The sequence below is a fragment of the Corynebacterium tuberculostearicum genome, assembly GCF_022347385.1.
Lineage (GTDB): Bacteria > Actinomycetota > Actinomycetes > Mycobacteriales > Mycobacteriaceae > Corynebacterium > Corynebacterium tuberculostearicum_M.
In genome coordinates, this window is the sequence record NZ_JAKRDT010000001.1 from 25,380 (window position 1) to 49,366 (window position 23,987).

Annotated in this window: 21 protein-coding genes and 1 pseudogene; 11 read left to right on the top strand and 11 right to left on the bottom strand. The window is 62.8% G+C overall.

Annotated elements, in window-relative coordinates; genetic code table 11:
- Positions 1 to 32: 32 nt before the first annotated feature.
- The 6 genes from MHK00_RS00110 to MHK00_RS00135 form a co-directional block, all read right to left on the bottom strand.
- A complete protein-coding gene (locus MHK00_RS00110; protein ID WP_250409972.1) occupies positions 33 to 1,265 on the bottom strand; it encodes an MFS transporter in 1,233 nt (410 codons plus the stop codon).
- Complete coding sequence (locus MHK00_RS00115; RefSeq protein ID WP_005324538.1) at positions 1,262 to 1,906, bottom strand: GntR family transcriptional regulator; 645 nt, start codon at positions 1,904 to 1,906, stop codon at positions 1,262 to 1,264. The genes MHK00_RS00110 and MHK00_RS00115 overlap by 4 nt, the downstream gene beginning before the upstream one ends.
- A gap of 65 nt (positions 1,907 to 1,971) precedes the next feature.
- Positions 1,972 to 2,595, bottom strand: a complete 624-nt coding sequence (locus MHK00_RS00120; protein ID WP_250409974.1) for a metallophosphoesterase — start codon at positions 2,593 to 2,595, stop codon at positions 1,972 to 1,974.
- Positions 2,585 to 4,249 carry an ABC transporter permease gene (locus MHK00_RS00125; RefSeq protein WP_250409976.1) on the bottom strand — a complete coding sequence of 555 codons (1,665 nt, stop codon included), beginning with the start codon at positions 4,247 to 4,249 and terminating at the stop codon, positions 2,585 to 2,587. Before MHK00_RS00125 ends, MHK00_RS00120 begins: the two co-directional genes overlap by 11 nt.
- A 3-nt stretch (positions 4,250 to 4,252) precedes the next feature.
- Positions 4,253 to 5,314, bottom strand: coding sequence for an ABC transporter substrate-binding protein (locus MHK00_RS00130; RefSeq protein ID WP_250409978.1), 1,062 nt, complete (start codon positions 5,312 to 5,314; stop codon positions 4,253 to 4,255).
- 9 nt (positions 5,315 to 5,323) lie between these two features.
- A complete protein-coding gene (locus MHK00_RS00135; protein WP_250409979.1) occupies positions 5,324 to 6,304 on the bottom strand; it encodes an ABC transporter ATP-binding protein in 981 nt (326 codons plus the stop codon).
- A 158-nt stretch (positions 6,305 to 6,462) separates the two neighbouring features.
- Here MHK00_RS00135 and MHK00_RS00140 point away from each other — a divergent pair, with 158 nt between their 5' ends.
- Complete coding sequence (locus tag MHK00_RS00140; protein ID WP_250409980.1) at positions 6,463 to 7,851, top strand: DNA polymerase IV; 1,389 nt, start codon at positions 6,463 to 6,465, stop codon at positions 7,849 to 7,851.
- Here MHK00_RS00140 and MHK00_RS00145 read toward each other — a convergent pair.
- Entirely contained in the window at positions 7,848 to 8,741 is an 894-nt protein-coding gene (locus tag MHK00_RS00145; protein WP_250409981.1) for an asparaginase, read from the bottom strand. The two genes, MHK00_RS00140 and MHK00_RS00145, sit on opposite strands and share 4 nt — an antisense overlap.
- Positions 8,742 to 8,849: 108 nt before the next feature.
- Here MHK00_RS00145 and MHK00_RS00150 point away from each other — a divergent pair, with 108 nt between their 5' ends.
- Complete coding sequence (locus MHK00_RS00150; RefSeq protein ID WP_005324554.1) at positions 8,850 to 9,500, top strand: WKL family lipoprotein; 651 nt, start codon at positions 8,850 to 8,852, stop codon at positions 9,498 to 9,500.
- Here the strand turns inward: MHK00_RS00150 and MHK00_RS00155 are convergent, their stop codons facing one another.
- The gene (locus MHK00_RS00155) at positions 9,501 to 10,442 is read right to left on the bottom strand and encodes a hypothetical protein (RefSeq protein ID WP_250409982.1); all 942 of its coding nucleotides are present in this window, start codon (positions 10,440 to 10,442) and stop codon (positions 9,501 to 9,503) included. It abuts the gene before it with no gap.
- A 41-nt stretch (positions 10,443 to 10,483) separates the two neighbouring features.
- Between MHK00_RS00155 and lspA the strand changes: the two genes are divergently transcribed.
- Genes lspA through MHK00_RS00180 form a run of 5 tightly spaced genes read left to right on the top strand, consistent with a single transcriptional unit; the run spans position 10,484 to position 13,807 of the window.
- The gene (gene lspA, locus MHK00_RS00160; RefSeq protein WP_436232057.1) at positions 10,484 to 10,975 is read left to right on the top strand and encodes a signal peptidase II; all 492 of its coding nucleotides are present in this window, start codon (positions 10,484 to 10,486) and stop codon (positions 10,973 to 10,975) included.
- Positions 10,968 to 11,894, top strand: a complete 927-nt coding sequence (locus MHK00_RS00165) for an RluA family pseudouridine synthase (RefSeq protein ID WP_250409983.1) — start codon at positions 10,968 to 10,970, stop codon at positions 11,892 to 11,894. The genes lspA and MHK00_RS00165 overlap by 8 nt, the downstream gene beginning before the upstream one ends.
- A complete protein-coding gene (locus tag MHK00_RS00170) occupies positions 11,891 to 12,427 on the top strand; it encodes a hypothetical protein (RefSeq protein WP_040425205.1) in 537 nt (178 codons plus the stop codon). Before MHK00_RS00165 ends, MHK00_RS00170 begins: the two co-directional genes overlap by 4 nt.
- Positions 12,428 to 12,487: 60 nt before the next feature.
- Positions 12,488 to 13,528, top strand: a complete 1,041-nt coding sequence (locus MHK00_RS00175) for an HNH endonuclease signature motif containing protein (protein WP_250409984.1) — start codon at positions 12,488 to 12,490, stop codon at positions 13,526 to 13,528.
- Positions 13,529 to 13,537: 9 nt separating this feature from the next.
- Complete coding sequence (locus MHK00_RS00180; protein WP_005324562.1) at positions 13,538 to 13,807, top strand: hypothetical protein; 270 nt, start codon at positions 13,538 to 13,540, stop codon at positions 13,805 to 13,807.
- Here the strand turns inward: MHK00_RS00180 and rarD are convergent.
- A complete protein-coding gene (gene rarD / locus MHK00_RS00185; RefSeq protein WP_250409985.1) occupies positions 13,794 to 14,663 on the bottom strand; it encodes an EamA family transporter RarD in 870 nt (289 codons plus the stop codon). The two genes, MHK00_RS00180 and rarD, sit on opposite strands and share 14 nt — an antisense overlap.
- Positions 14,664 to 14,690: 27 nt before the next feature.
- On the opposite strand from rarD, the gene dnaE reads away from it, so the two are divergent.
- Both dnaE and MHK00_RS00195 read left to right on the top strand, forming a co-directional pair.
- A complete protein-coding gene (dnaE, locus tag MHK00_RS00190; protein ID WP_250409986.1) occupies positions 14,691 to 18,263 on the top strand; it encodes a DNA polymerase III subunit alpha in 3,573 nt (1,190 codons plus the stop codon).
- Between the two features lie 72 nt (positions 18,264 to 18,335).
- A pseudogene (locus tag MHK00_RS00195) lies at positions 18,336 to 19,525 on the top strand (cobalamin-independent methionine synthase II family protein).
- Positions 19,526 to 19,574: 49 nt separating this feature from the next.
- Here the strand turns inward: MHK00_RS00195 and MHK00_RS00200 are convergent.
- Both MHK00_RS00200 and MHK00_RS00205 read right to left on the bottom strand, forming a co-directional pair.
- Positions 19,575 to 20,060, bottom strand: coding sequence for a hypothetical protein (locus tag MHK00_RS00200; protein ID WP_250409987.1), 486 nt, complete (start codon positions 20,058 to 20,060; stop codon positions 19,575 to 19,577).
- Positions 20,061 to 20,123: 63 nt separating this feature from the next.
- On the bottom strand, positions 20,124 to 21,980 hold the full coding sequence (locus MHK00_RS00205; RefSeq protein WP_250409988.1) for a choice-of-anchor I family protein: 1,857 nt from the start codon (positions 21,978 to 21,980) through the stop codon (positions 20,124 to 20,126).
- A 99-nt stretch (positions 21,981 to 22,079) separates the two neighbouring features.
- Between MHK00_RS00205 and ilvA the strand changes: the two genes are divergently transcribed.
- Entirely contained in the window at positions 22,080 to 23,348 is a 1,269-nt protein-coding gene (gene ilvA / locus MHK00_RS00210; protein ID WP_250409989.1) for a threonine ammonia-lyase IlvA, read from the top strand.
- Positions 23,348 to 23,986: a YigZ family protein gene (locus MHK00_RS00215; RefSeq protein ID WP_250409990.1), complete on the top strand. Its 639-nt coding sequence runs from the start codon at positions 23,348 to 23,350 to the stop codon at positions 23,984 to 23,986. The genes ilvA and MHK00_RS00215 overlap by 1 nt, the downstream gene beginning before the upstream one ends.
- The last annotated feature ends 1 nt before the right edge of the window (position 23,987 follow it).

A 23,987-nucleotide genomic window follows, 5' to 3' on the forward strand; every position in this document is an offset into this window, starting at 1 on the left:
GCGGCTGGGCAATTTTTTATGAGTGATAGGACTTAACGGACCGGGCCGGGCAGGTGAGCACGCCAGCCGAGGACGACGTTAACGAGGCAGCACAGTGCGAGCACGGCGCCAATGAGGAATAGGGTGGTAAAGCCGAGCAGCGGCGCGAGTGCGCTGAAGGCCATGGGGATAAAGAAGCCGGTATAGGAGACCGAGTAGTACACGGCGGTGAGGCCGGCGAGTTCTTCGGCGCGGGCGATGCGCTGGACCTCGGAGAGACCGGCGACAAGGGCGAGGCCGTAGCCTGCACCCATGACAGCGGCACCGGCGATGCCGAGCGGCAGGGAGCGAGTATGGGAGGCAACCGCGCCGAGGATGGTGCCCACGGTGATAACGCCCATGGCAACTGCGGAAGCGCGGGCGGAGCGGCTGGTATCGATAACCTTGCCGAGCATCTGGATGCCAACGCCGCAGCCCAAGGTGATAACGGTCATCAGGCCGGAAAAAGCGATGGGGGCATCGCCAGCGGACTCGGACAGAAGCTGGGGCAGGAGGGCATAGGCGGCGCCAGCGCAGCCGAAGACCCACGGTGCGACCGGCAGAACAATGCGCACGAAGCGGCGGTGCGCTGCGGAGGGAATGTGCAGCATGCGCAGCATGTCGCGGATGCTTAAGTCAAGGAAGGTGTCTTTTACCGTAGCGCCACGCGGCGGGCGGGTTTCCGGGGTCTTCATCAGCCAGATAGCGGTGGCAACGGTGAGGAGGATGTGCAGGATATACGCCAAGTGGGTCGGCCACGGACCCCACTGGGCCAGCACCGATGCGAGGCCGGCGCCGATGAGGAAGCCTAAGGTCAGACACATCGAGGCGTGGCGCGGGCCGGCAGCGGGATCGCCGCCAGCGCGGGTGATGAGCTCTGCCACCCACGTGGAGCCGACCGCCATGACGATGCCCAAAGCCAAGCCGCACATGATGCGGCCCACGGCGATGACGAGTGGCTCGTTCGGTGCGATGGACAGAAGGAAGGAACCGAGCAGCGATAGTGGCGCGGCAGGCAGCATCGTGGGGCGGCGGCCAATGTAGTCCGAAAGCGGGCCAGAAATCAGCAGCGCAGGCACGATGCCGAGCACGTAGGCGGCCAAGAGGCCATTGACGGTGACCTGCGAGAAGTGTGACTCCTCGCGGTACATGACTAGGAGAGGGGTGAACTCATTGCCGCCCCACGCGACAGCGACCATGCTGCCAGCGACGGGAAACCATGAGTGTTTGGCAAACTTTTCGGTCATAGTTGATTCCTCGAGTTGGTTAGGTGGGTGTCCAATGCGGAAAGGTAGGCGTCGAGGTCGCCGGTGCGGAGGGCATCGGCAAGCGTGCGGTGCTGATCCACGAAGGTGCGGGCGCGGGCCACGTTGCGGCCAATGGCCGTGGCGGTAAAACGTTGCTGGCGTTCGCGCAGCTGGTGTCCCAGCCCAGCCAGCAGGCTATTGGCACCGCCATCCATGATGATCTGGTGGAAACGCGCATCAAGATGCGTATAGGCATGCAGGTCTGCACCATCCAACGCAGTGTCCTGCTCCGCGATGGTCGCGTCCAGCTGATCAGCGATGTCCGCGCGCTCGGCATCAGACATTGCGCAGATCTTTTCAGCACAGTGCCTATCCACGAGCAAGCGTGCCTCATAGACCTCGCGGATTTCTTGCGGGCTGATCGGCACGATGAGCGCACCCCGCCTGGGGTAGAGCTGTAGAAAGCCTTCGACCTCTAGGCGCAGGAAAGCCTCGTGCATCGGGGTGCGGCTAATTCCCATTTCGGTAGCCAGGGAGGCCTCGGAAAGCATCTGCGAGGGCTCGAAGGAGCCGTCAATGATCTTCTCTTTGACGAAGTCATAGGCGCGCTCCGCGGCGGGCTGCATTCGTTCATTGGACATGCATCCATCTTGCATGCAAGCTTGCATGCAAGCAAGTGTGTGGTGGCACTTTGTGGGGAACGGATCTAGCTAGGCAAACGTGTGACGTGGCACGTATCGGGGTGGAAGAGTAAGCCGTGGCCCATGCCGACCCAGCCGATGAAGGGGGCGTCGGCAAGCGTGTGCGGGGTGTGGACGTGCCCAAGGATCCAGGCATCGGCCACGCAGGCCTGTAGCTCAGCCACGGAAAGCGGCAGGCAGGTGCCTTTAGAAAACTCACCGGTGACGGAAGAATGTAGGAGGCCGAGGACGGGGCCGTCGCTCGGGCGCGGCGGAAGCTGGAGGCGGCGCGGGTCCGGATCGGTGGCCACCGCTGCGGTTAGAACCGTGGTGTTTCCTATGCGAAAGGTGTGCACCTGCGTGCCGTGGACTGTGACCTCGGGCGGGAAGTCCAGGTTGTGGTGGGTATCGTGGTTGCCAGAAATGAAGTGGACCTCGCCGAATAGTGTGGCAGCGTGGGCCATTACGGCGCGGGCCTGGGGCACGAATTCGGACGCCTCAGCGTTGCGGTCGATGATATCGCCCAAGCACACGCACGCCGTGGCTCCACTATTGGCGGCAACTTCGAGTTCTTGCAGGGCCCAGTCCAGCCCAGGGGCGCCCGGGCGGCCTAGGTGCAGATCGGCAAAGACAAAAATGCTAGCGGGCATGTGCGGCCTTCCGGTTTTGCCACCAGGTGATAGCTACCAAGACAACGGTGGAGGTTCCGACGCCGATGAGCGTCATAGCCATGGCCTCGGCACGGTGGCCTTGATCGAATTGGTTCATAATCCACGGAGCCAAGAGGTTGACCTGGCTGGGGCGAATGAGCGAGGACATGACCAGCTCGCGGATGCCTACGAAGAAGGCGAGGAGCCAGCCAGCGAAGATGCCAGGGGCAAGCAGGGGCAGGGTGATGCGCCCAAAGGTATGCAAAGTGGAGGAGCCGGAAATTGCAGCGGCCTCGTAGACGGTAGGGGAGACGGACTCTGCTGAAGCCTTGATGTTTTGGATGGCCATGGGCAAAAAGAGCACGGTGAAGGCCATAACTAGCATGCCCATAGTGCCGTAGGGCGACCATGGCAGCCAGGGAGAGTTCCACAGCAAAATAAATCCAATGGCCAGGACAATGCCGGGTACGGTGTCGGGGGCGATGGCCAAGAAATCGCTGAATTTTGCGGCAATGGTGCTTTGGCGGCGGGTGAGCACCGTGACGAGGACGCCGAGAGCAACGGCGGTGGTCGCGCCAAGGGCGCCTAGTCCGATGGAGCGAACAAGTGCCTCTTGAGCGGTGGGCATCTGCACAACGATGGAAAAGTAATCGAAGGTGAGGTTATTAGGCGTAGGCGGGGCCGAGCGCAGAATGGTCATCGCGGCCAAGGTGATGGAAAGGTAGGGGATGACCACCGCGGCCATGAAGATTATTGCGGTCACCACAGCGCCGAAGACGGTGCCGACCGAGCCGAGGCGGATATGTACGGGGCGGCTTACTCGGCCACCGCCGGAGAGGTCGCGGCGTGAAATCCACTGTTGGAAAGCCCAGGCGGCCACGCCGATGGCAAAGAGCACCGACGAGGAGGCAGCGGCGCTGGAAAAATCGAGGGGGTCGATGGTGACGTCTTCATAGATGGAGGAGACGAGCACCTTGTAGCCAATGGCGTTGCCAAGCGTAACTGGGGTGCCAAACTCGCCGGCGGCCTTAATGAAGATAATCAGCGCGCCGAGGGAAAAGGGGCCGATTATGTTCGGAGCGATGATGCGCACGGCTTGTTGCCAGCGGCTCGCGCCGGCTATCTGTGCCATCTCCAGCGTGGACGCCGGAATGGAATTGAGGCAGGTGCGCAGGATGAGATATAGGAAAGGGAAAAGCTCCGCGGCCATGATGAAGGCCATGCCCCACACCGAGTAGATGGCATCGTGGGCGAGTTTGCCGGCGCCGTGGCCGAGCAGCATCTCGGCCACACCACCGCGGCGGGTGAAATCCATCCACGCCATCGCCGCCGCAAAGGGCGGGGTCATAAACGGGATCATGATGACGATCTCGATCCAATTGGCCCTGCTAAACCGCGTCCACGAACGGAGGAAGGCGAGCGGCGCGGCCATGAGCGTGGCAAATGCCACGACCAGCACGGAGAGCAAGATGGTATTGCCAAGGATGTGCAGCATGCCCGGTTGGACAATGCTGCCTAGGGCTGAGGGCTCATCGTGGTAGCCCACGGCCGCGTTGACCAGCACGGAGGCTAGCGGCGCGGCGACGAGGACAAGCAAGATGAGAAGGACCCCGTAGATCCCAAGGCGACGTTGGGGAGTGGTGGTGGAGCTCATCGGTTACTTCAGGTAGCGCTTAGCAAAGGTTTCCTTGATGTCCTTGGACTGAGAAACCAGGCCATCGAGGTCATCGTTGAGGGTCTTAATCTCGTCCAGCTTCGGGCCATTCTTTGGAGCGATGTCCTTATTAGCCGGGATCATGTTCTTGGAGGCCGAGATCTCCTGCGCCTCATCGGAGAACATGAAGTCCACGAATGCCTCGGCTGCTTCCTTGTTATCGGAGGACTTGAGGATCATGACTGGGCGCGGGGTAACCGTGGTGCCGGAGGTTGGGATAGCAACCTCGAGCGGCTCGCCCTTCTTCTGTGCGGAGTATGCGGAGTAGTCAACGCCGCCGAGGACGATGCCGCGAGAACCGGAGGTGACCTGGTCCAGCGCTGGGCCATTGGCACCTTGGACGATCATGCCGTTGTCAAAGAGCTTGTCAAAGAGATCCCAGGTCTTCTCCTCGCCCCACTGATCTACCATGGCCGCGATGAGGTCGGCTGCGGTACCGGATTCGCGCGGGTCCGGCATGATGATTTGGTCCTTGTACTTTTCATCGGTGAGATCTTCCCAGTCCTTCGGGGCCTCGTCCACGACGTTGGTGTTGGTTACCAGCGCTAGGGCCGAACCATCGCGGCCGGTAAACGCCCCGCTTTCCGACGCCCACTTGGGAACAACCTTGTCCGCTCCCTCCGGCGTGTACTTTTCAAGGGCACCGGACTTTTCCTGCTTGCTAGCTGCCGCCCAGGAGGCGAGGTAGACCACGTCAGCCTGCGGGTTGGCTTCCTCGGCCTTGAGCTTGGCGGTGATCTTGCCGGTGGTATCGGCAAAGACGTTGACGTGGACGTCGGTCTTTTCTTCGAAGGCCTCCACGAGGGCGTCGGTAAGCCCCTGCGGGTTAGCCGAGTAGTAATCCACCTCGCCGGACAGGCCTTCAGGTGCCTGCCACTTTTCGGCAGAAGAGGTGGACTGGTCGGTGGCGGTATCGGCGCTGTCCTCGACGGATCCGCAACCGGTCAAGGCGAGCGCACCAGCAGCGGTGGTGGCGATGGTGGCGGTGAACTTCTTGGTAAACATGTGTGGCTCCTATGCAGAAAGAGAAGATGGATAGTTGAGGTAGACGGTCTCGCCGCGAGTGAAGCGATGCGGTGAATACGTCACCCAGGGTTCCTCCGCCCCGGGGACGTCGCAGCGCAACTCGTAGCGCCCACCGATGTAGTGAGCGCCAAGAACCTGCGCCTCGACCCGGCGCGGGGAGGCGCCGGTGTCTTCCTCCGCAGTGGTGACGGTGAGATTTTCTGGACGCACATTGGGCAGCTGTGGGTGGCGGTTCATGGTGCCTACAAAGCCAGCGATGAAATCGGTGGCCGGCTGTTCGTAAAGGGTGACCGGATCCGCGAATTGTTCGATATGGCCCTGATTCATAACCACGACGCGATCCGACATGGCAAGTGCCTCGGCTTGGTCGTGCGTGACGTAGATGACCGTCAGCCCCAGCTCCTGTGCCAGCTGGGTGAGCTCTGCGCGGATTTGCACGCGCAGCGCGGCGTCGAGGGCGGACAGCGGCTCATCCATAAGCAGGACATCTGGATTAGAAACCAACGCGCGGGCGATGGCAACGCGCTGCTGTTGGCCACCGGAAAGTTGGTTCGGCCGCGCCTTCGCCTTGGAAGCGATGCCCACCATGTCCATGCAGGCGCGGACCTTCTCGGCCCGCTGGCCTGCTGCCACCTTATTGCCTGGGGTGGTCAGCGGAAACTCGATGTTCTTTTCCACCGTCATGTGCGGCCACAGTGCGAGGTCCTGGAAGACCATCGAAAGCCGGCGCTTATTGACGGCCACGTTGGTTCGTGGACCAAATACCTCCATCTCTCCGAAAGAGATGGTTCCCGAGTCAGGCGTTTCTAATCCGGCTATGCAACGCAGCAGGGTGGACTTACCGCAGCCGGAGGGACCCAGAATAGAGATGAATTCACCGCGGTTGATGCTTAGATCGGTCTCGTGGAGGCCCGTATTATCGGCGAATTCGCGCTTAACGCCGCGCAAGATGACGTGGGGTGAGTTCATAATCAGCGAAATACTTTCTTCAAGAAATAACCTCGAAAAAGATAAGGCCGTAATATTGCATGTGGGTGACGTGGAGATGGAAAGAAATAAAAGCTTTAATTAACGGCACGCAAACACCCAGGAGTGCACCCGTGAGCGCGCCTATTAGACTGGTCCGCATGCAACGCTGGGTTCTACACATCGACATGGACGCGTTTTTCGCCTCCGTCGAGCAGCTGACCCGGCCTACCTTGCAAGGGCGTCCCGTCTTGGTGGGTGGTACCAGTGGGCGCGGCGTGGTGGCTGGCGCCTCCTATGAGGCGCGCGTGTACGGTGCGCATTCGGCCATGCCGATGTACCGCGCGCAGCAGCTTGTTGGACTTCGCGCGGTGGTAGTGCAGCCGCGCCGGGCGGTGTATTCGGCGGCCTCGCGCCGCGTATTTGGCATCATCGCGCAACACGTGGAGGTCATCGAGCAACTTTCCATCGATGAGGCCTTTATGGAACCCGCCGCCCTGGAAGGGGCGAGCCCGGAGGAGGTCAAGCGCTGGGCGGATGAGCTGCGCGCGCTCATTCGGGAGGAAACGGGTCTGCCGTGCTCCATTGGGGCGGGATCGGGCAAGCAATTTGCCAAGATTGGATCGGGCGAAGCGAAGCCTGATGGCACCTTTGTTATCCCGGCGGAGCGCCAGCTAGATATGCTGCACCCCCTTGCGGTGAACAAGCTGTGGGGAGTCGGACCGGTGACTGGTGCGAAGCTCAAGTCCATCGGCGTAGAAACCATTGGGCAGCTTGCGGCGATGACGCGCAAGGAAGTAGAGATTTCCATCGGCAGCGTGGTGGGGCTGCAGCTGTGGCAGCTAGCCCGTGGCATCGATGACCGTGAGGTGGCGCCGCGTGCTATTTCTAAGCAGATTTCTACTGAGCACACCTATCCGAAAGACCTGCAGACCGCCCCGGAGGTCGATGCGGCCATCGCCCGGGCTGCGGAGGGTGCGCACCGCCGGCTGCTTAAGGATGGGCGCGGGGCGCGCACCGTAACGGTGAAGCTACGCATGGCGGATTTTCATATCGAATCGCGCTCGACCACCTTGCCTTATGCGACTGACGACGCCGCCGTGCTCACCGCCGCCGCCTTCAAGCTTGCCCGCTACCCCGATGAGCTGGGGCCCATCCGCCTGGTAGGGGTGAGCTATTCCGGCCTGGAGGCCGCTCGCCAAGACGTGCTTTTTCCGGAGCTCGACCGCGAAATAGTGCGCCCTGCACCGGCGGATACGGACTATGAGACGGGGGTGAGTGACGACGCAACGCCGACCATTCCAGCGCCCACGGTGACGGTGGAAAAAGAAACCGATAACCAGTGGCACGCCACGCAAGACGTCTTCCACCCCGATTACGGCCACGGTTGGATTCAAGGTGCCGGCCACGGGGTGGTCAGCGTGCGCTTTGAAACCCGCGCCACGGGTCCTGGCCGCACCAAATCCTTCGCGGCTAATGATCCCGCGCTCGTGCCAGCAGACCCGCTCGACTCACTGGATTGGCAGGACTGGCTGACCAGCGAGGACTAGCCCTCCTGAGCAAAAAGCTCTGCCGGATCGGTACCGGTGGCTAGCGCCGCCGCGAGTAGGATTCGCGCTTGGCTCGGGCGGAACCATCCGGCGTTGATGGCGCCACGTTTGCCCAGGCTCTCGCCACCGCCGTCGCCACCGTAAGCCAGCGCCGTCGGGCCATAGGGGGTGCGGGTAGAAATGATGACGGGGAGGCCGGCGTGGAGGGCGTCGGCAAGCGCGCGGCCCATGCCCTCGCCCATATTTCCCGAGCCCATGGCCTCCACAATGAGACCGGAGGCGGGGGAGTTTACGGCGGCGTCGACCAGCAGGCGCCCCGCTCCCGGATAGGCGGGGATGATCTCGATATGCTGCGACGCCAGCGGGGCAGGATGCAAACGCGGGGTGGTGCCAGGAACCGGCAGCGACTCAAACCCGCGCAGGTCACTGGTGTGTCGCTTGCGCGCACCGCGCGCCGGGATGGTCTCGCCGCCGAAGCAGAGGAAAACCCCAGGGCGCCCGCTGGCCGCTAGCTCGCGGGCAGCGCGCAGATTGGTGGGGCCGTCGGCCGCAGGGTGATCGTAGGCGCGCTGCGCTCCAGTAAGCACGATGGGTTTTGCCCCTGCGCAGAAAATCTCCAACGCCAACGCGGTTTCCTCCATGGAGTCGGTGCCATGGGTGATGATCACGCCACCGATGTCCTCGCGCGCGGTGTGCTCATTGACCACCGCAATGAGCTCATCGAGGTCCGCCAAAGTAATAGAGGACGAGTCGAGCTGGCGAAACTCCACTACCTCGGCGTCGATTTCAGCGGCAAGGTCCGCGCCGGAGATTGTGGGAACCAGGGAACCATCGGCCACGGTGGTGCACGCGATCGTGCCGCCGGTGGCGATCAAAGCAAGTCGGGTCATGCACTCAAGGTTAAAGAAATCTCCGCCCACGCGGCGGGCGCAGCCCGGAAAAGGCTGGTGCAGCTGTAAACTGATGGGAGTTTAGAACCCAGACGTGAGGAGTTAGAAGTGAAATTCCGCAAGTTTAGCGCCGCGTGCCTCGCACTGACCGCGGCCACCGCCCTGGCCGCCTGCTCTTCCGACGACGAGCAGGACGATACCGCCGCCACCAACACCGAGGCGCAGGAATCCGCCTCTTCCGACGGCGATTCCGCCGCCCCAGCGCTGCCATCCCCGGCGGACCTCAACGCCATCTTGGCCAAGGCCACCGATCCGAACGCCTCTGAGCAGGAAAAGACCGCCACCGTGCAGGGCGGCGAGACCGCACCGGAAATCTTTGACACCATGGCACAGTCCAAGGCGGAATCCGGCGCCGAGTTCGAGGTCGTCGATCCCGTACTTCCGGGCTATGACCCGCAGTCCGTGCTGACCACCGTGAACTTCACCACCGCTGACGGCCAGCAGCAGACCGCTGACCAGGTGGAATTCGTCTACGAAGATGGCACCTGGAAGCTTTCCAAGGCCTGGGCTTGCACGCTCATCCAAAACACCGTGCCGCCGGAGCAGGTTCCGGAGATGTGCGCGGATACCGGCGCCGGTGCCTCCGCACCCGCCCCGGCACCGGCCGAGGGCGATGCTGCCCCGGCTGAAGGCGACGCCCCGGCTGCCGGCGCCGAGCAAGCGCCAGCCGAGGCCCCCGTTGAGGCACCGGCCGAGTAATTAGGAAAAGTTCAGCTCCGTCAGGCTCGACTGCACCACGCGCAGCTCCGAGCCGGCGGCGCCATAGATGACCTTCGTGTCGAAAGACACGTCACCGCCCACGGGCAGCGGCTTGCTCAGGTCTACCGTGATGTTGCCCTTGGACTGGGTGCTGGAGTCTACAACCTTGAGCTCCTTGTCCTCCAACTCCGTGCCCTGGGCCTGGCCCTCAAAGGACAGTGCGCCTAGCGACGGCCGCTGTTCTACCTCTACGTTGAGCTTGACCTGGTCGCCCTCGATGGAATCGACCGTATAGCGCGTGGTCTGCAGCAGAGTGGACTCGCCGGTAACGCGCGAATCCACCGTCCAGCTCGCTCCCTTGCCTACCTCCTCGGTGGGGAAAACCACGGGTAAGGCCGTAAGCTTCATAATCGCCTGTTCGACAGAGCCACGGGCTTCATCCGTGGCGTCTTGGGGTGCGGCCAGGCGCAGCGAATTCATCTGGCCAGTATTTTGACCGCGCCAGCCAAATTGAAATCCCTCGGCCGAAGAGACGTCGGTGTCGCCAGAAGTTTCCGGCGCACCGGCCGTGACGAAGGCATTGCGGGTGGCCGGCAGCTGATCTTCAACGTCCTCGCTAGCCTTATCTACCTTGGCCGATAGCGGCAGGGTAGTGGTGGTGGAATCGACGTCGGAGGCCTGAAACTTCTCGGCCGCAGACTTTTTGAGCAGGTCCTGCGAAAAACCCTCGGTAACGCGGTAGTTCACGTCCTGCGTGGAGTCGATATCGCGGTATTCCAGGAGTTTTTTCTCCCCGGTGCCGGGATTGTCCACGGTGACGCGTGGAGCGTCGATAGTCAGGCCCACGGGCTGTTCTACCGCGGGTCCCGGCTTTTCATAGGAACACGCCGTAAGCGCCACGGCGGCTGTGGTCAGGGCTGCAAAAACTTTGACTCGAAACACGCTTACCAAAATACCGGACGCTCCCGTTTAGAATAGAGCGGGTGAGTCAAAAACGAAGGAGCAAGACAGGACTTATCGCCGCGGTTGTCATCGCCGTGGCGTTGGTGGACCAAGCCGTGAAACAAATAATGCTCTCCGTCCTCACGGAGGGCGAGCCCCTGCCGGTCATTGGGGATTGGTTCCGGTTTACTCTGCTTTTTAACCCTGGCGCCGCCTTTTCCATGGGCGGGGAGGGATCGACGTGGCTTTTTACCACCATCCAGCTGATCTTTGTGCTCGGCGTGGCCATTGCCGCCCCGCGCATTACCCACTCCGGCCAGGCGGTGGGCTTAGCGCTCATCGCCGGTGGTGCGCTAGGTAATTTCGCCGACCGCATCTTCCGCGCCCCCGGCTTCTGGTTCGGCCACGTGGTGGACTATATTTCGGTTGGCTCTTTCGCCGTGTTCAATATTGCGGACGCGGCCATTACCTGCGGCGTGGTGCTGTTCATCATCGCCATGGTGCTGGAGGAAAGGAAGGCCGAGCATGAATAGGCAGATGCGCAGCTTCCCCATTCCTGAAGGCCTAGAGGGTATGCGTGCCGACGCCGCCCTAGCCAAGCTCCTCGGCCTTTCCCGCAGCGCCACCGCGCAGCTGTGCGCCGAGGGCAGCGTGACCATTGATTCTCAGGAGCTGGGCAAATCCGAGCGGTTGACCTCCGGCAACGTGGTTTCGGTACTTTTGCCGGAGCCAGAAAAACCGTTGCTGCCGCGCGAAGAGCTGGTCGAGGGCATGGATGTGCTCTACAGCGATGCCGATATCATCTGCGTGCATAAGCCGGTGGGCGTGGCCGCGCACCCCAGCGTGGGCTGGGACGGGCCGACGGTCATCGGCGGGCTGCGCGCGGCCGGTTATACCGTGGCTTCGTCCGGGCCGACCGAGCGCAAGGGCATCGTGCACCGCCTCGATGTGGGCACGTCAGGCGTGATGGTCGTGGCCTCTTCGGAGCGCGCCTATTCCGCGCTTAAGCATGCCTTTAAGTACCGCAGCGTGAAAAAGACCTACCACGCCGTGGTGCAGGGCCTGCCGGATCCCATCGAGGGCACCGTCGATGCACCTATCGGCCGCCACCCCAAGTCGGGCTGGAAATTCGCCGTGCTTGACGACGGCAAAGCGGCCGTCACCCATTACAGCCTCATCGAGGCCTTCCGCGAGGCCAGCCTCATCGAGGTGCACCTAGAGACCGGCCGCACCCACCAGATTCGCGTGCACATGTCCGCCACCGGCCACCCGTGCGTGGGCGACCCAATGTACGGCTCGGATCCCAACTTGGCTAAGCGCCTTGGGCTTCAGCGTCAATGGCTGCACGCGGTAAAGCTCGGCTTTACCCACCCCGGCACCGGCAAGTGGTTCGAGATTGAAGCGCCGTACCCGGCCGATCTCGAGCACGCTTTGGAGGTTCTGCGGGGATGAGGAAGGTCTACCGGCGGCGTCGGCTAGCGGCCCTGGCGGTGCTTGCGGTGCTTTTTTTGGCCGCGCTCGCGCTTTTTGGCGCCCTAGGGACCCAGGCCTCTTCGCAAGTACAAGGCGATCAGCTCGGCCCGGATGGCGAGACGCGCGCGGAGTATATTGCGCGCGTATCCGGTAGCGACATTCCGGACGCGCCTGCCTACGCCCTTGTTACCTTCGACGAGGATTTGCCACCCGTAGCCGCCGCGGCCGCCGTCGCCGCCGCCCCGCGCATGGATGCCATCCTTATCGGCTCCACCGCCCCCATTGACGTCCCCGAACCCACCGCCGGCGAGGACCGCGCCGCTGTCATCCAACGCGCCTTCGACCGCATCGATGCCTCCTATGGCCAGCGCCCCTCCGCGGTGAGCGCCGCCGTGGTGTGGGGGTCGGGCGCGCAGCTTGCCGACGTCGCCTCCACCCCCTCCGTCGCCGCCGTCGAACCCGCACCCGCGGACGCCGCCTGGGGCAGCTTCGCCATCCGCCCTCCCAGCTAATATCGCCCTCCTGGGACCTGTGGCGCGCGGTGGCCGCCCAGCGCTTTTAGCATCGAGGGCATGGAACACATTCGGGCTTATATCGCGGCGCTCAACTCGGCGATGGACCTCCTCGCCGAGGCCGCCGACGCCTCCGCCGCGGACCTTACCGCCGCTGGCATGCCCGACGCAGAAGCAGAATCCGTAGCGCAGCTCGCGCAGGTCTACTTCGGGACCACCAGCTTTCGCCGCCGCCAACGCCGCGCGGTGGACGGGGCCCGCCGCAACCGACATTCGCTGCCGACGCTGGCGGTCATCGAAAAGCATGCCCGGCGCGCGCCCACGCAAGCCCGCGCCTGGGCCCTGCGCGCCGAGCTCACCCATATCGCGTGCGATACGCGGGAGATGGAAAGGCGTGCTCGCAAAAAGCTGCGCGAGATGCGCGCGCCGCGCGAACCCAAGCCGGGGGTGCGGTTGCGGCGCCGCGCCGCCGGCAAACCCTGGACGCTGTCCATCACTGGGCCGTCCGCACTCATCGCCGAGTTGCACCAGCATGCCGGTTCGCTTGCCGACGTCGCCTCCCTCTTCCGCGCCGGTACCGGCGCCGCCGCAACCGTGCGCACCAACGTTGTGGTGCCACTGGATAAGTTGGTTGGCGTGGCCCATGGCAGCGACGATGTGGTGTTGACCATGACCAATGGCGCGCAGATTACGGGTGCTGAATTGGCCCAGCGTGCGCTTGCCGAGGAGGGATTTGTCACCCTGCTCCACCCCGTAGAGGGCCCAGTGAACTTGTACCGCATGCGCCGTGGGGCCACCTGGAAGCAGTTCATGATGGCCGCGGCGGAAAATCCCACCTGCCCGGTCAAGGGATGCAATAAGCCCGCCGATGAGTGCCAGGTTCACCACATCTTCAGTTGGGCCGGCGGCGGGTGGACCAATGCGAAGAACCTCACCACCGCCTGCGCCTACCACAACGGTCGCAACGATGATCATCGCACCGGCCCGCCACGCAATGGCCGCTTCGAGCGCACTGCCCGCGGCGTGCGCTGGGTCAACCCTTGGGATCCGCCTCCACCGGACCTCGTCGATACCGGGCCCACGAATACGACCACCGCGTAGACTAGACCTATGTCCTCACGCCAGCCCTTTTCGCAGTGGATGCCCAACTACAAATTTGGCTATATCGCCGCGTGGGTCGCGGTGGTGGTTTCCGGCATCGCGCTTTTCATCGGCCTTGTCACCGGCGGCACCCCGATGACGCTGGTGTTTTCCGGGATCGTATGTGCCTATGGCATTTTTCTCGTCGTGGTGATGCCGCGCTGGGCGCTGCGCGCAGAAGAGGAACAGGCGGCGCGTCGCCGCGCCCGCGCCGCCCGCGAGGAACTTAAGCGCTCCTAGCCATGCGCACCAAGTCGGCGACGTAAATCGCCACCGCCACGCCGATGATGCCGAAGCCGATCCAGCGGTGCGTCGAAAAGTGCTCGTGGGTGACAAAGAGAGCCCACAGCATCTGCATGATGGGGGTGAGGTATTGGAGCATGCCGATCGTCGATAAGCGCAGTGTCCGTGCGCCCTCCGCAAAGCAGAGGAGCGGCAGCGCGGTAATCAAGCCGGCGCTGACCAAAAGCAGCGCGTGGCCGACTCCCTCGCTGGCGAATGTGCCCTGGCCGCTTGTTTCTAGCCACAGGATGTAGCCCACCGCCAGCGGTGACATCACGAGCGCCTCCGCCGCGACCGAGACGGCCGAGGACACCCGGACCTGCTTTTTGAGCAGCCCATAAAAGCCGAAGCTGAACGCCAATAGCAGCGATATATACGGCGCCTGGCCGGTAAAGAACGTCAAGTACAGCACCGCGATGGCCGCAACGCCCACCGCGCCGGCCTGCCACGGCCGCAGTCGCTCCTTCAAAAACACCATGCCGAGGGCGACCGACACCAGGGGATTGATGAAATACCCCAGCGCCGCATCGGCCACGTGGTTGCTATTAATCGCCACCACGTAGGTACCCCAATTGACCGTGATGAACACGCCCGCGGCCGCAAGCCAACCCCAGGTGCGCTTGTCCATGCGCGCCATTTCGCGCCACCGGCCGCTGAGGAGCAAAAATCCCGTGACCAGCACCGCGGTCCACAACACGCGGTGAGCCAAGATTTCCAGCGGCGATGCCGGCAGCAACAGGGGGAAGAACGCGGGGAAAAATCCCCACATGATGTAGGCGGCGAGCGTGTAGAGCATCACAAAATAATAGCCCATTTTGACCGCCCCGCTATGATGAGCCGCATGGCCAAAAACTCCTCCTTCGTCCACCTGCACAACCACACCGAGTTTTCCATGCTGGACGGCATGGCCAAGGTCGATATGCTGGCCGACGAGGTGGTTCGCCAGGAGATGCCGGCCGTCGGCATGACCGACCACGGCAACATGTATGGCTCTGATGCCTTCTACCGCCGCATGACCGGTGCCGGTGTCAAGCCCATCATCGGCATCGAGGCGTATATGGCGCCCGAATCCCGCTTCAACAAAAAGCGCGTGCTGTGGGGCACGCCGGATCAAAAGCGCGACGACGTCTCCGCGTCCGGCGCCTACCTCCACCAAACGATGATCGCGGAGAACGCCACCGGCCTGCGCAACCTCTTTACCTTGTCCTCGCTGGCTTCCTATGAAGGCCAGTTGGGCAAGTGGCCGCGCATGGACGCCGAGCTCATCGCCGAGCATGCCGACGGCATCATCGCCACCACCGGTTGCCCCTCTGGCGACGTCCAGACCCGCCTGCGCCTCGGCCAGTTCAACGAGGCGCTGGAGGCCGCGGCCATGTGGCAGGACATCTACGGCAAGGACAACTTCTTTTTGGAGTTGATGGACCATGGGCTGGACATCGAAAAGCGCACGCGCGATGGCCTGCTAGAAATCGGCCGCAAGCTGGACTTGCCGCCGCTGGTGACCAACGACTGCCACTACGTGCTGGAGTCCCAGGCGCCGGCGCACGAGGCGATGCTGTGCGTGCAGACCGGCAAGACTTTCATGGATCCGGACCGCTTCAAGTTCGGCGGCACCGGCTACTACATTAAGTCGGCCGCGCAGATGCGCGAGACCTGGGACGATATGATTCCAGATGGCTGTGATAACACCTTGTGGATTGCCGAGCGCGTGCAGGACTACGGCGAGATCTGGGAAGAACACACCCACGATCGCATGCCTATTGCCGACGTCCCCGAGGGCCACACCCCAACCTCCTGGCTCACCCATGAGGTGATGGAGGGCCTGCAAAAGCGCTTCCCCGGCCAGGATGTACCGGAGGAATATATCGAGCGCGCCAAGTATGAGATCTCCGTTATCGAGATGAAGGGCTACCCGTCCTACTTCCTCATCGTGGCCGAGCTCATTAAGCACGCGCGCTCCGTGGGTATTCGTGTGGGGCCGGGCCGTGGTTCGGCGGCCGGTGCGCTCGTCGCCTATGCGCTGACCATTACCAATATCGACCCGCTGGAGCACGATCTCCTCTTCGAGCGATTCTTGAACCCGGAGCGCCCGTCCGCACCCGATATCGATATCGACTTCGACGACCGCCGCCGTGGTGAAATGATTACCTATGCGGCCGAGCGCTGGGGCGAGGACAAGGTGGCGCAGGTGATTACCTTCGGCACGGTGAAAACCAAGCAGGCCATTAAGGACTCGGCCAAGGTGCATTTTGGCCAGCCCGGCTTCCAGATGGCCGACCGCATCAACGGCGCGCTGCCGCCGGCCATCATGGCCAAGGACATTCCGCTTAAGGGCATCACGGACCCGGACCACGAGCGCTACTCCGAGGCCGCCGAGGTCCGCCAGATGGTGGAATCCGACCCGGATGTGAAAAAGATCTATGACACGGCGCGGGGCTTGGAGGGCGTCGTCAGGCAGGCGGGCGTGCACGCCTGTGCGGTGATTATGGCTTCGGTCCGGCTCATGGACCACATCCCCATGTGGAAGCGCCCGGCCGACGGCGCTTATATCACCGGCTGGGATTACCCGGCCTGCGAGGCCATCGGTCTGCTGAAGATGGACTTTCTGGGCCTGCGCAACCTCACCGTTATCGGCGATGCGATTGAAAACATCAAGCGCAACCGCGGCGAAGAAATCCACTTGGAGCAGCTGCATGCCGACGACCCCAAGGTCTCCAAGGTCTATGACCTGCTCTCGCGCGGCGATACGCTGGGCGTCTTCCAGCTCGACTCCGGCGGCATGCAGGAGCTGCTCAAGCGCATGAAGCCGACCGGCTTTAAGGATATTGTGGCCTCCCTTGCGCTCTACCGCCCGGGCCCGATGGGTGTGAACGCCCACTGGGACTACGCGGACCGTAAGAACGGCCGCAAGGAAATCACTCCAATTCACCCGGAGTTGGAAGAGCCGCTCAAGGAAATCCTGGATGAGACCTACGGTCTCATCGTCTACCAGGAGCAGATCATGCGTATCTCGCAGAAGGTCGCCAACTACACGGCCGGTGAGGCGGATGGCTTCCGTAAGGCAATGGGTAAGAAGAAGCCCGAAGTGCTGGCCCAGCAGTACGACAAGTTCTGGGGTGGCATGCAAGAAAATGGTTACTCCAAGTCCGCCATGGATGCGCTCTGGGGCACCATCGAGCCCTTCGCGTCCTACGCGTTCAACAAGTCCCACGCCGCAGGCTACGGACTGGTGTCTTTCTGGACGGCCTACCTCAAGGCCTACTATGCACCGGAGTACATGGCCGCGTTGTTGACCTCGGTGGGCGATAAGAAAGATAAGTCCGCCATCTACCTATCGGACTGCCGCCACCTGGGCATCAAGGTGCTGCCGCCGTCCGTCAACGAGTCCGAGGAGGACTTCCAGGCGGTGGGAGAGGATATCCGCTTCGGCATGGGCGCTATCCGCAATGTGGGCTCGGAAGTGGTGGAATCCATCATCAAATCCCGCCACGACAAGGGCGCGTTTACCTCCTTTAGCGATTACCTGGACAAGATCGAGCTCGCCGCCTGCACTAAGCGCGTGACAGAAGCGCTGATTAAGGCCGGCGCCTTCGATGACTTGAACCACCCGCGCAAAGGCCTCATGCTCATCCACGAGGACGCGGTGGATGCGGTGCAAACCACCAAGAAGGCCGCGGATAAGGGCCAGTTCGATCTCTTCGCTGGAATTGGCAGGGGAGAAGACGATGCGGCCTCCAACGCTTTTGCCCTGGATATCCCAGAAGACAACTGGGATCGTAAACACGAACTTGCCCTCGAGCGCGAAATGCTGGGCCTGTACGTTTCCGGCCACCCTCTCGATGGCTTCGAGGAGGCGCTAGCCGCGCAGACGGATACCCCGCTGACCAAGATCCTCAACGACGAGGTGCATAACGGCCAAGAGCTCATCATCGGTGGCATCATTTCGGGCGTGGACCGACGCTTTTCCAAGCGCGATGGCTCGCCGTGGGCCATTGTCACGGTGGAAGACCACAACGGCGCGCAGGTGGAAATCCTGGTATTCAACAAGGTGTACTCGCTCGTCGCCCCGCAGATTGTCGAGGACAATATCATCCTCGCTCGAGTGAACGTCAAGGTGCGTGATGAGCGCCGCTCGCTATTCTGCTCCGATATCCGCGTGCCGGAGCTGGGCCCTGGCGGTGGCGCCGGTCTGCCGCTGCGCCTGACCATGCGCACGGACCAGTGCACCATGGAAAATATTGCCCGGCTCAAACAGGTCCTGCTCAAAAACCAGGGCGAGTCGGATGTGTACCTCGAGCTTGTCGACGGCTCCGAGTCCACCACCATGATCCTCGGCGACCACCTGCGTGTGGAGCGATCCGGAAACCTCATGGGCGACCTCAAGGCCACCATGGGTGCGGGCATATTAGGCTGAATTTAAACTCGGCGGCGGCAGGCACCCTCCACTAATCTAGACAGCACAGTCTATGTCGATGGAGGAAACCTGATGGTCAAAAAGATTCGCACCACCCACGTCGGCTCACTGCCGCGCACCCCGGAACTGCTGGAAGCCAACCTGCAGCGCGCGGAGCTGCCGGCCGCGGAGTTTCAGGGGATTTTGGAGGCTGCGGTAGCGGACGTCGTCAAGCGGCAGCTCGATCTCGGCCTCGATATCATTAACGAGGGCGAGTACGGCCATATCACCTCTGGCGCGGTGGATTATGGCGCGTGGTGGAATTATTCGTTTAGCCGCCTGGGCGGGTTGACGATGACGGATACTGACCGCTGGGAATCGGCCGAGGTGGTGCGCTCCAAGCCGGGTGAGCCGCGGCTGACGTCGTTTATTGATCGCCGCGACCGCGCGCTGTTCTCGGAGGCCTATAATGACCCGGATTCTGGCATCTTCACCGGCCGCGCCAAGGTGGCGAACCCAGAGTTCACCGGCCCTGTGACCTACATCGGCCAGGATGAGGTCGCCGCCGATGTGCGCTTGCTTGCCGACGCCTCCCAACCGGCACCTCTGGCTTCATCGCCGCCCTTTCGCCCGGCTCGGCCGCGCGCCTGACCAACCGCTACTACGACGATGAGCATGAGCTGCTTGCCGACGTCGGCCGCGCCATGCGCACCGAGTACCAGGCCATCACCGATGCTGGGCTTACTGTGCAATTCGACGCGCCCGACCTGGCCGAGGCTTGGGACCAAATCAATCCCGAGCCGTCCGTGGAGGACTTCCGCGGTTTTATTCGCGAGCGCATCGATGTGTTCAATGATTCCATCGCCGGCCTGCCCAAGGAACAAACGCGCCTGCATATCTGCTGGGGCTCCTGGCACGGCCCGCACGTTACCGACGTGCCTTTTGCGGATATCGTCGAGGAAATCCTGCGTGCCGAGGTCGGCGGTTTCTCCTTCGAGGCCGCTTCGCCGCGCCACGCGCATGAGTGGCGCGTGTGGCAGGACCACGCGCTGCCGGAGGGCACCGTGATTTACCCGGGCGTGGTCTCTCACTCCACCAACGCGGTAGAGCATCCGCGTCTCGTGGCCGATCGCATCATCCAGTTTGCGGAGGTAGTCGGCCCAGAAAACGTCATCGCGTCGACCGACTGCGGCTTGGGCGGCCGCCTGCACCCCCAGATTGCTTGGGCGAAGCTGCAGTCCTTGGTCGAGGGCGCGGAGATTGCTACCCGAGAACTCTTCTAAAACGCATAAAGCCGCTCCGGAGTTCCGGAGCGGCTCAATTATTTAGTGCTTAGAAGCGCACGCCCAACTGCTTGAGGGCATTCTTCATCGGCTCCAGCACGGCCGGGTTCACCTTGGCAACCATGGTGAGGGCCTGCAGCAGCGCGGCAACGAGGCTGGCAGCCACGGTAACCCAGCTCATGACCTCGAGGAACTTCTCTGGGGAAGAGGAACCCCAGATAGGCAGGCGCTTGAGTGCCTCGATCTGCTGCGCCTCTGCCTCCTCGGCTACGCAGTCCGGCTCCTTTGGCATTCCGGAAGAGCCGTAGCCGTTGGCCAGGCCCTGCATGAGCTCCTGCGGGGTGCGGGCGGAAGATCCGAGCTCGCCGCTCTCGATCTTCTTGAGGTGCTCTGCCTTGGCGTTGTCGACCTCGGCCTGGCATTCAGCCGAGATCTGCTTCGGCTGCGCTTCAGCGGCAGAAGCGGTAGCTGGTGCAACGAGGCCCGCTGCCACGGCGGTGGCGGCGACGAGCGAAGTGCTGAGACGGTTGCGCATGGTTCTCCTTTTAGAGTGAGAGGTATTAGCCTCAAATAATTTAGCAGGTAAACCCCGGAAGGTCTATGGCAAAAGCTGGCGCACCTGTGCCGGCAACAGCGCATAGAACTCGTCGACGGTCTTCGGCAGGAAGCCCAGCGCCCCGCCAATCAGGGCACCAAGACCTACCAAACCAGCCACGATGCCCACGCCGGCAGCGACGCTGCTGCCGTTGCTGGATCCAGTGGAACCCGCGGACGTGGAGGGGGAGTCGGCGTTGTCGGAGGCGTCGGCAAGCAGGTCCTTGACGGAGAACACGGTGGTAGTGCCGGAGACCTCGTTGCCGGCGATGAGGAGTGCGTCATCGGTAGGGGAATCTGCAGCGGGAACGAAGGCTAGACCCTCTGGTCCGAGGTCGCCGGCCTTGGTGGTTGCAGCGACATCGTCCTCGTCGTAGCCAACGGAGAAATCGCGATTGTTGACGTAGGTGACAAACTTTGCCTCGGCGGGAGTGGTTACGTCGTAGACAAAGATGCCGCCCACGCGCTCTGCGCCGATGAAGGCATAGGTGCGATCGCCAACCTTGCCGATGGTCAAGGCTTCCGGCTCTGGTCCCTTATTATCGGAGCGGTCATCGAAATCCGGATCCTCGTTATCGGCGTTGAAGTTCAGGCCGGGCATATCCTTGGTGATGTTCTCGAAGTCCGCGCCGGAGTCGAAGACGACGTTGCCCTCGGCGTCGTAGATGCTAAAGGAGCGCGAGCCATAGGCATACAGGCCGTCGAAGCACCCCTTCTCTTCATTCCAGCCAGAAGCGTTGGTGAGCTTGAGGTTGCCGGCAAACTTCTTATCCTCAATGCCCTCGGGAAGCTCGAGATCATCGCAGACCTTGCCGTCCTTTACTAGGTCCTTGAGCTCTACTTCGTCGGTATAGCCGCCCCACTCGCGAGCATCGCCCTCGTTGGCGGTGGCGAAATAGGTCTGGCCCTCCGCCTCGAAGGCGCCGATGGAGTCCGGCATGGACAGGCCCTTGACCGGAATGGTGCGCAGCTCCGCGGCGTCATCCTTATTGGACGGATCCAGCGGCACCTGGGAGTGGTCCGCGATATGAGCGGGGATTACCTTTTCTACGGTGGCGGACTCGATATCGATGACCGCGATGGCGTTGTTTTCCTGCAGCGTGGCATAGGCCTTGCCGCCCGCGGAGGAGATGTACTCCGGCTCGAAGTCCCTTGAAGGCAGGTTGTGGTGTTCGGAGGGGCCGAAGACGCGGATCGAGGGGTCGAGGTCGGTGGTGTCAAAGGCGCTGAAGTCGGCCGTGTGGACGTCGCCAAGCGCGGGCGCTGCGACGTCCTCGGGCAGGCTGATGACGGAAATGGAGCCCTCTGGGTCCTTGAGGTAGGCGGTGCCCTCGGCGTTGAGGGCGTCGGAAGGCTCGCCCTCGTTGGCTACCAGCGCGTGGCGGCCGTCGGCGGTGAGGTGCACGTTATCGGGCAGGGCGCCTACGCCTACGCGCCCAAGCTCCTCGCCGGTTTCGGCGTTGAAGAACAGCGCCTCGCCGTTGTCGGTTTTGTCCGCCTGCTGTACCGCGGCGACGGCCAGGCCATCGGGTCGCACGGCTACGGAGTTGATTTCCTTGTCCCCGCCGGCGGAGACGGCGCCGATCTTGCGCGGCTTAGTGGGATCGGAGGCGTCCAGGATATCGACCTCGCCGGAGCGCGCATTGACGGTGAGGATGCGCTGGGACGCAGCGTGGTAGGCGACGATTTCGGCGGCGGATTTGCCCAGCACGCCGGATTCATGGGAACCGATGGGGGTCAGCTGCAGTGCCGCGTTGGGGGCGGAGTGTTCCAGCACGGTATCCACGATATGGGCGTGGGCGGCCGGGGCACAGGCGAGGACGAGCGAGGAGGTAACGCAGAGAGAGATGCGCTTAAGCATAAGTATTCCTTTCTTGTGGTTATGTCCACTATTGCTGATGGAGGTAACGGTGCAACTAAAGGACAGTGAATTTCCAGTGAATGGGTAGACTGTCAAGACATGACTGATTCGACCATCCATGCATCCGATATCCAGCAGGCGCAGGCGCGGATTAGCTCGGAAATCGCCCCGACTCCGCTGCAGTACTGCGCCCGGCTGTCGGCCGAGACAGGCTGCGAGGTCTATCTCAAGCGCGAGGATCTGCAGGACGTGCGCTCCTATAAGATTCGCGGCGCGTTAAACGGTATGTCGAATGTTCCCCAGGAAGAGCGCGGCCGGGGAATTGTTACGGCCTCGGCCGGCAATCACGCGCAGGGCGTGGCCTATGCCTGCCGCACGATGGGCATTGCCGGCAAGATTTTCGTGCCGGAGCCCACGCCGATGCAAAAGCGCGACCGCATCCTGGCCCATGGCGGCGACCAGGTGGAGCTGGTGGTGGTCGGCGCCAACTTCGACGAGGCAGCCGCGGCCGCGCATGCCGACGCCGCCGAGCGCGACGCCACCTTCATCGAGCCCTTCGACGCCCGCGATACCATCACCGGACAAGGCACGGTCGCGGCGGAGGTTCTGGCGCAGCTTTCGGCCAAGGGCAAGTCGCTCGATACCATCGTCGTTCCTGTGGGCGGCGGCGGCCTGATTTCTGGCATCACCTCCTACGTGGCGGATATGGCGCCGCAGACCCGGGTGGTGGGCATGGAGCCGGAGGGGGCGGCGTCGCTCAGAGCGGCGTTTGACCACGGCGGACCGGTCACGCTGGAGGAGGTCGACCCCTTCGTGGATGGCGCGGCCGTCAAGCGCCTTGGCGCGCTGCCCTATGAGATTTTGGCAGCCAATCGCGAGCGCCTGAGCTTCGACACCGTGTCCGAGGGCGCGGTGTGCACGGATCTGCTTAACCTGTATCAAAATGAGGGCATCATTGCGGAGCCGGCCGGTGCGCTGTCGGTGGCGGGCTTGCACCAATTGGACCTGGAACCAGGCTCAACGGTGGTGTGCGTAATTTCCGGCGGCAATAACGATGTGCTGCGCTACGCCGAAATCATGGAACGCTCCCTGGTCCACCGCGGCCTGAAGCATTATTTCTTGGTGAATTTCCCGCAGGAGCCGGGCCAGTTGCGCCATTTCTTGCACGAGATTCTGGGCCCGACCGATGACATCACGCTTTTTGAGTACCTCAAACGCAATAACCGCGAGACGGGTGCCGCGCTGGTGGGCCTGCAGCTTAGCCGTGCCGAAGATCTCGAGGGCCTGCTAGAGCGCATGGGAGAATCCAAGATTTCGGTGCAGTACCTCAAGCCCGGCACCCCCGAGTATGAATTCCTCGTGGCCTAATGCAGGATTCTTATCGTCGCCCAGTAGGCCAGGTTGAACACGAAATTGAAATTAAGCGGTCCCGGTTTATTACCTTGATCGGCCGCGTCACCAATGAGGAAGAGGCCCGCGCGTTTATCGACGCCGCCCGCAGCCGCTTTCCCGACGCCCGCCACCACTGCTCCGCTTACGTCTACCACGTCGATGGCGCGAACCCGGTGGAGCGCTCCTCCGATGACGGCGAGCCCTCCGGCACGGCTGGAAAGCCGATGTTGGACGTGGTGAAGGGCTCCGGCATGCTCGATGTGTGCGCGGTAGTCGTGCGCTACTTCGGCGGCATCAAGTTGGGGGCCGGCGGGTTGGTGCATGCCTATGGCGGCGCGGTGAGCGAGGCCATGGAGAAGGTGCGCGCGGTAACCAGGGCGCGCCGGGAGCTTTATGCGGTGGAGTGCCCGCATGCGACGGCCGGGCGCGTGGAAGCGGACCTGCGCGGGCGCGGCTATGAGATAACCGATACCGCCTATGCGGCCGCGGTCACCTTTACCGTGGCCGTGCACCCAGGCGGGCTGGACGAGCTGGAAGCAACGCTGGCAGCGATCTCGCAGGGCCAGCTCGAGGCGGCAGAGGCCGGCAGCGCGTGGGTTGAGGTAGGATCCTGAC

What these genes read in the sequence shown, in the direction of transcription:
- dnaE (WP_250409986.1), top strand. Translation starts at nt 14,691, where the DNA reads ATGGCCAAAAACTCCTCCTTCGTCCACCTGCACAACCACACCGAGTTT.
- MHK00_RS00205 (WP_250409988.1), bottom strand. Translation starts at nt 21,980, where the DNA reads ATGCTTAAGCGCATCTCTCTCTGCGTTACCTCCTCGCTCGTCCTCGCC.
- MHK00_RS00165 (WP_250409983.1), top strand. Translation starts at nt 10,968, where the DNA reads ATGAATAGGCAGATGCGCAGCTTCCCCATTCCTGAAGGCCTAGAGGGT.
- MHK00_RS00130 (WP_250409978.1), bottom strand. Translation starts at nt 5,314, where the DNA reads ATGTTTACCAAGAAGTTCACCGCCACCATCGCCACCACCGCTGCTGGT.
- MHK00_RS00120 (WP_250409974.1), bottom strand. Translation starts at nt 2,595, where the DNA reads ATGCCCGCTAGCATTTTTGTCTTTGCCGATCTGCACCTAGGCCGCCCG.
- ilvA (WP_250409989.1), top strand. Translation starts at nt 22,080, where the DNA reads ATGACTGATTCGACCATCCATGCATCCGATATCCAGCAGGCGCAGGCG.
- MHK00_RS00140 (WP_250409980.1), top strand. Translation starts at nt 6,463, where the DNA reads ATGCAACGCTGGGTTCTACACATCGACATGGACGCGTTTTTCGCCTCC.
- MHK00_RS00135 (WP_250409979.1), bottom strand. Translation starts at nt 6,304, where the DNA reads ATGAACTCACCCCACGTCATCTTGCGCGGCGTTAAGCGCGAATTCGCC.
- MHK00_RS00125 (WP_250409976.1), bottom strand. Translation starts at nt 4,249, where the DNA reads ATGAGCTCCACCACCACTCCCCAACGTCGCCTTGGGATCTACGGGGTC.
- MHK00_RS00170 (WP_040425205.1), top strand. Translation starts at nt 11,891, where the DNA reads ATGAGGAAGGTCTACCGGCGGCGTCGGCTAGCGGCCCTGGCGGTGCTT.
- rarD (WP_250409985.1), bottom strand. Translation starts at nt 14,663, where the DNA reads ATGGGCTATTATTTTGTGATGCTCTACACGCTCGCCGCCTACATCATG.
- MHK00_RS00200 (WP_250409987.1), bottom strand. Translation starts at nt 20,060, where the DNA reads ATGCGCAACCGTCTCAGCACTTCGCTCGTCGCCGCCACCGCCGTGGCA.
- MHK00_RS00175 (WP_250409984.1), top strand. Translation starts at nt 12,488, where the DNA reads ATGGAACACATTCGGGCTTATATCGCGGCGCTCAACTCGGCGATGGAC.
- MHK00_RS00145 (WP_250409981.1), bottom strand. Translation starts at nt 8,741, where the DNA reads ATGACCCGACTTGCTTTGATCGCCACCGGCGGCACGATCGCGTGCACC.
- MHK00_RS00110 (WP_250409972.1), bottom strand. Translation starts at nt 1,265, where the DNA reads ATGACCGAAAAGTTTGCCAAACACTCATGGTTTCCCGTCGCTGGCAGC.
- MHK00_RS00215 (WP_250409990.1), top strand. Translation starts at nt 23,348, where the DNA reads ATGCAGGATTCTTATCGTCGCCCAGTAGGCCAGGTTGAACACGAAATT.
- MHK00_RS00115 (WP_005324538.1), bottom strand. Translation starts at nt 1,906, where the DNA reads ATGTCCAATGAACGAATGCAGCCCGCCGCGGAGCGCGCCTATGACTTC.
- MHK00_RS00180 (WP_005324562.1), top strand. Translation starts at nt 13,538, where the DNA reads ATGTCCTCACGCCAGCCCTTTTCGCAGTGGATGCCCAACTACAAATTT.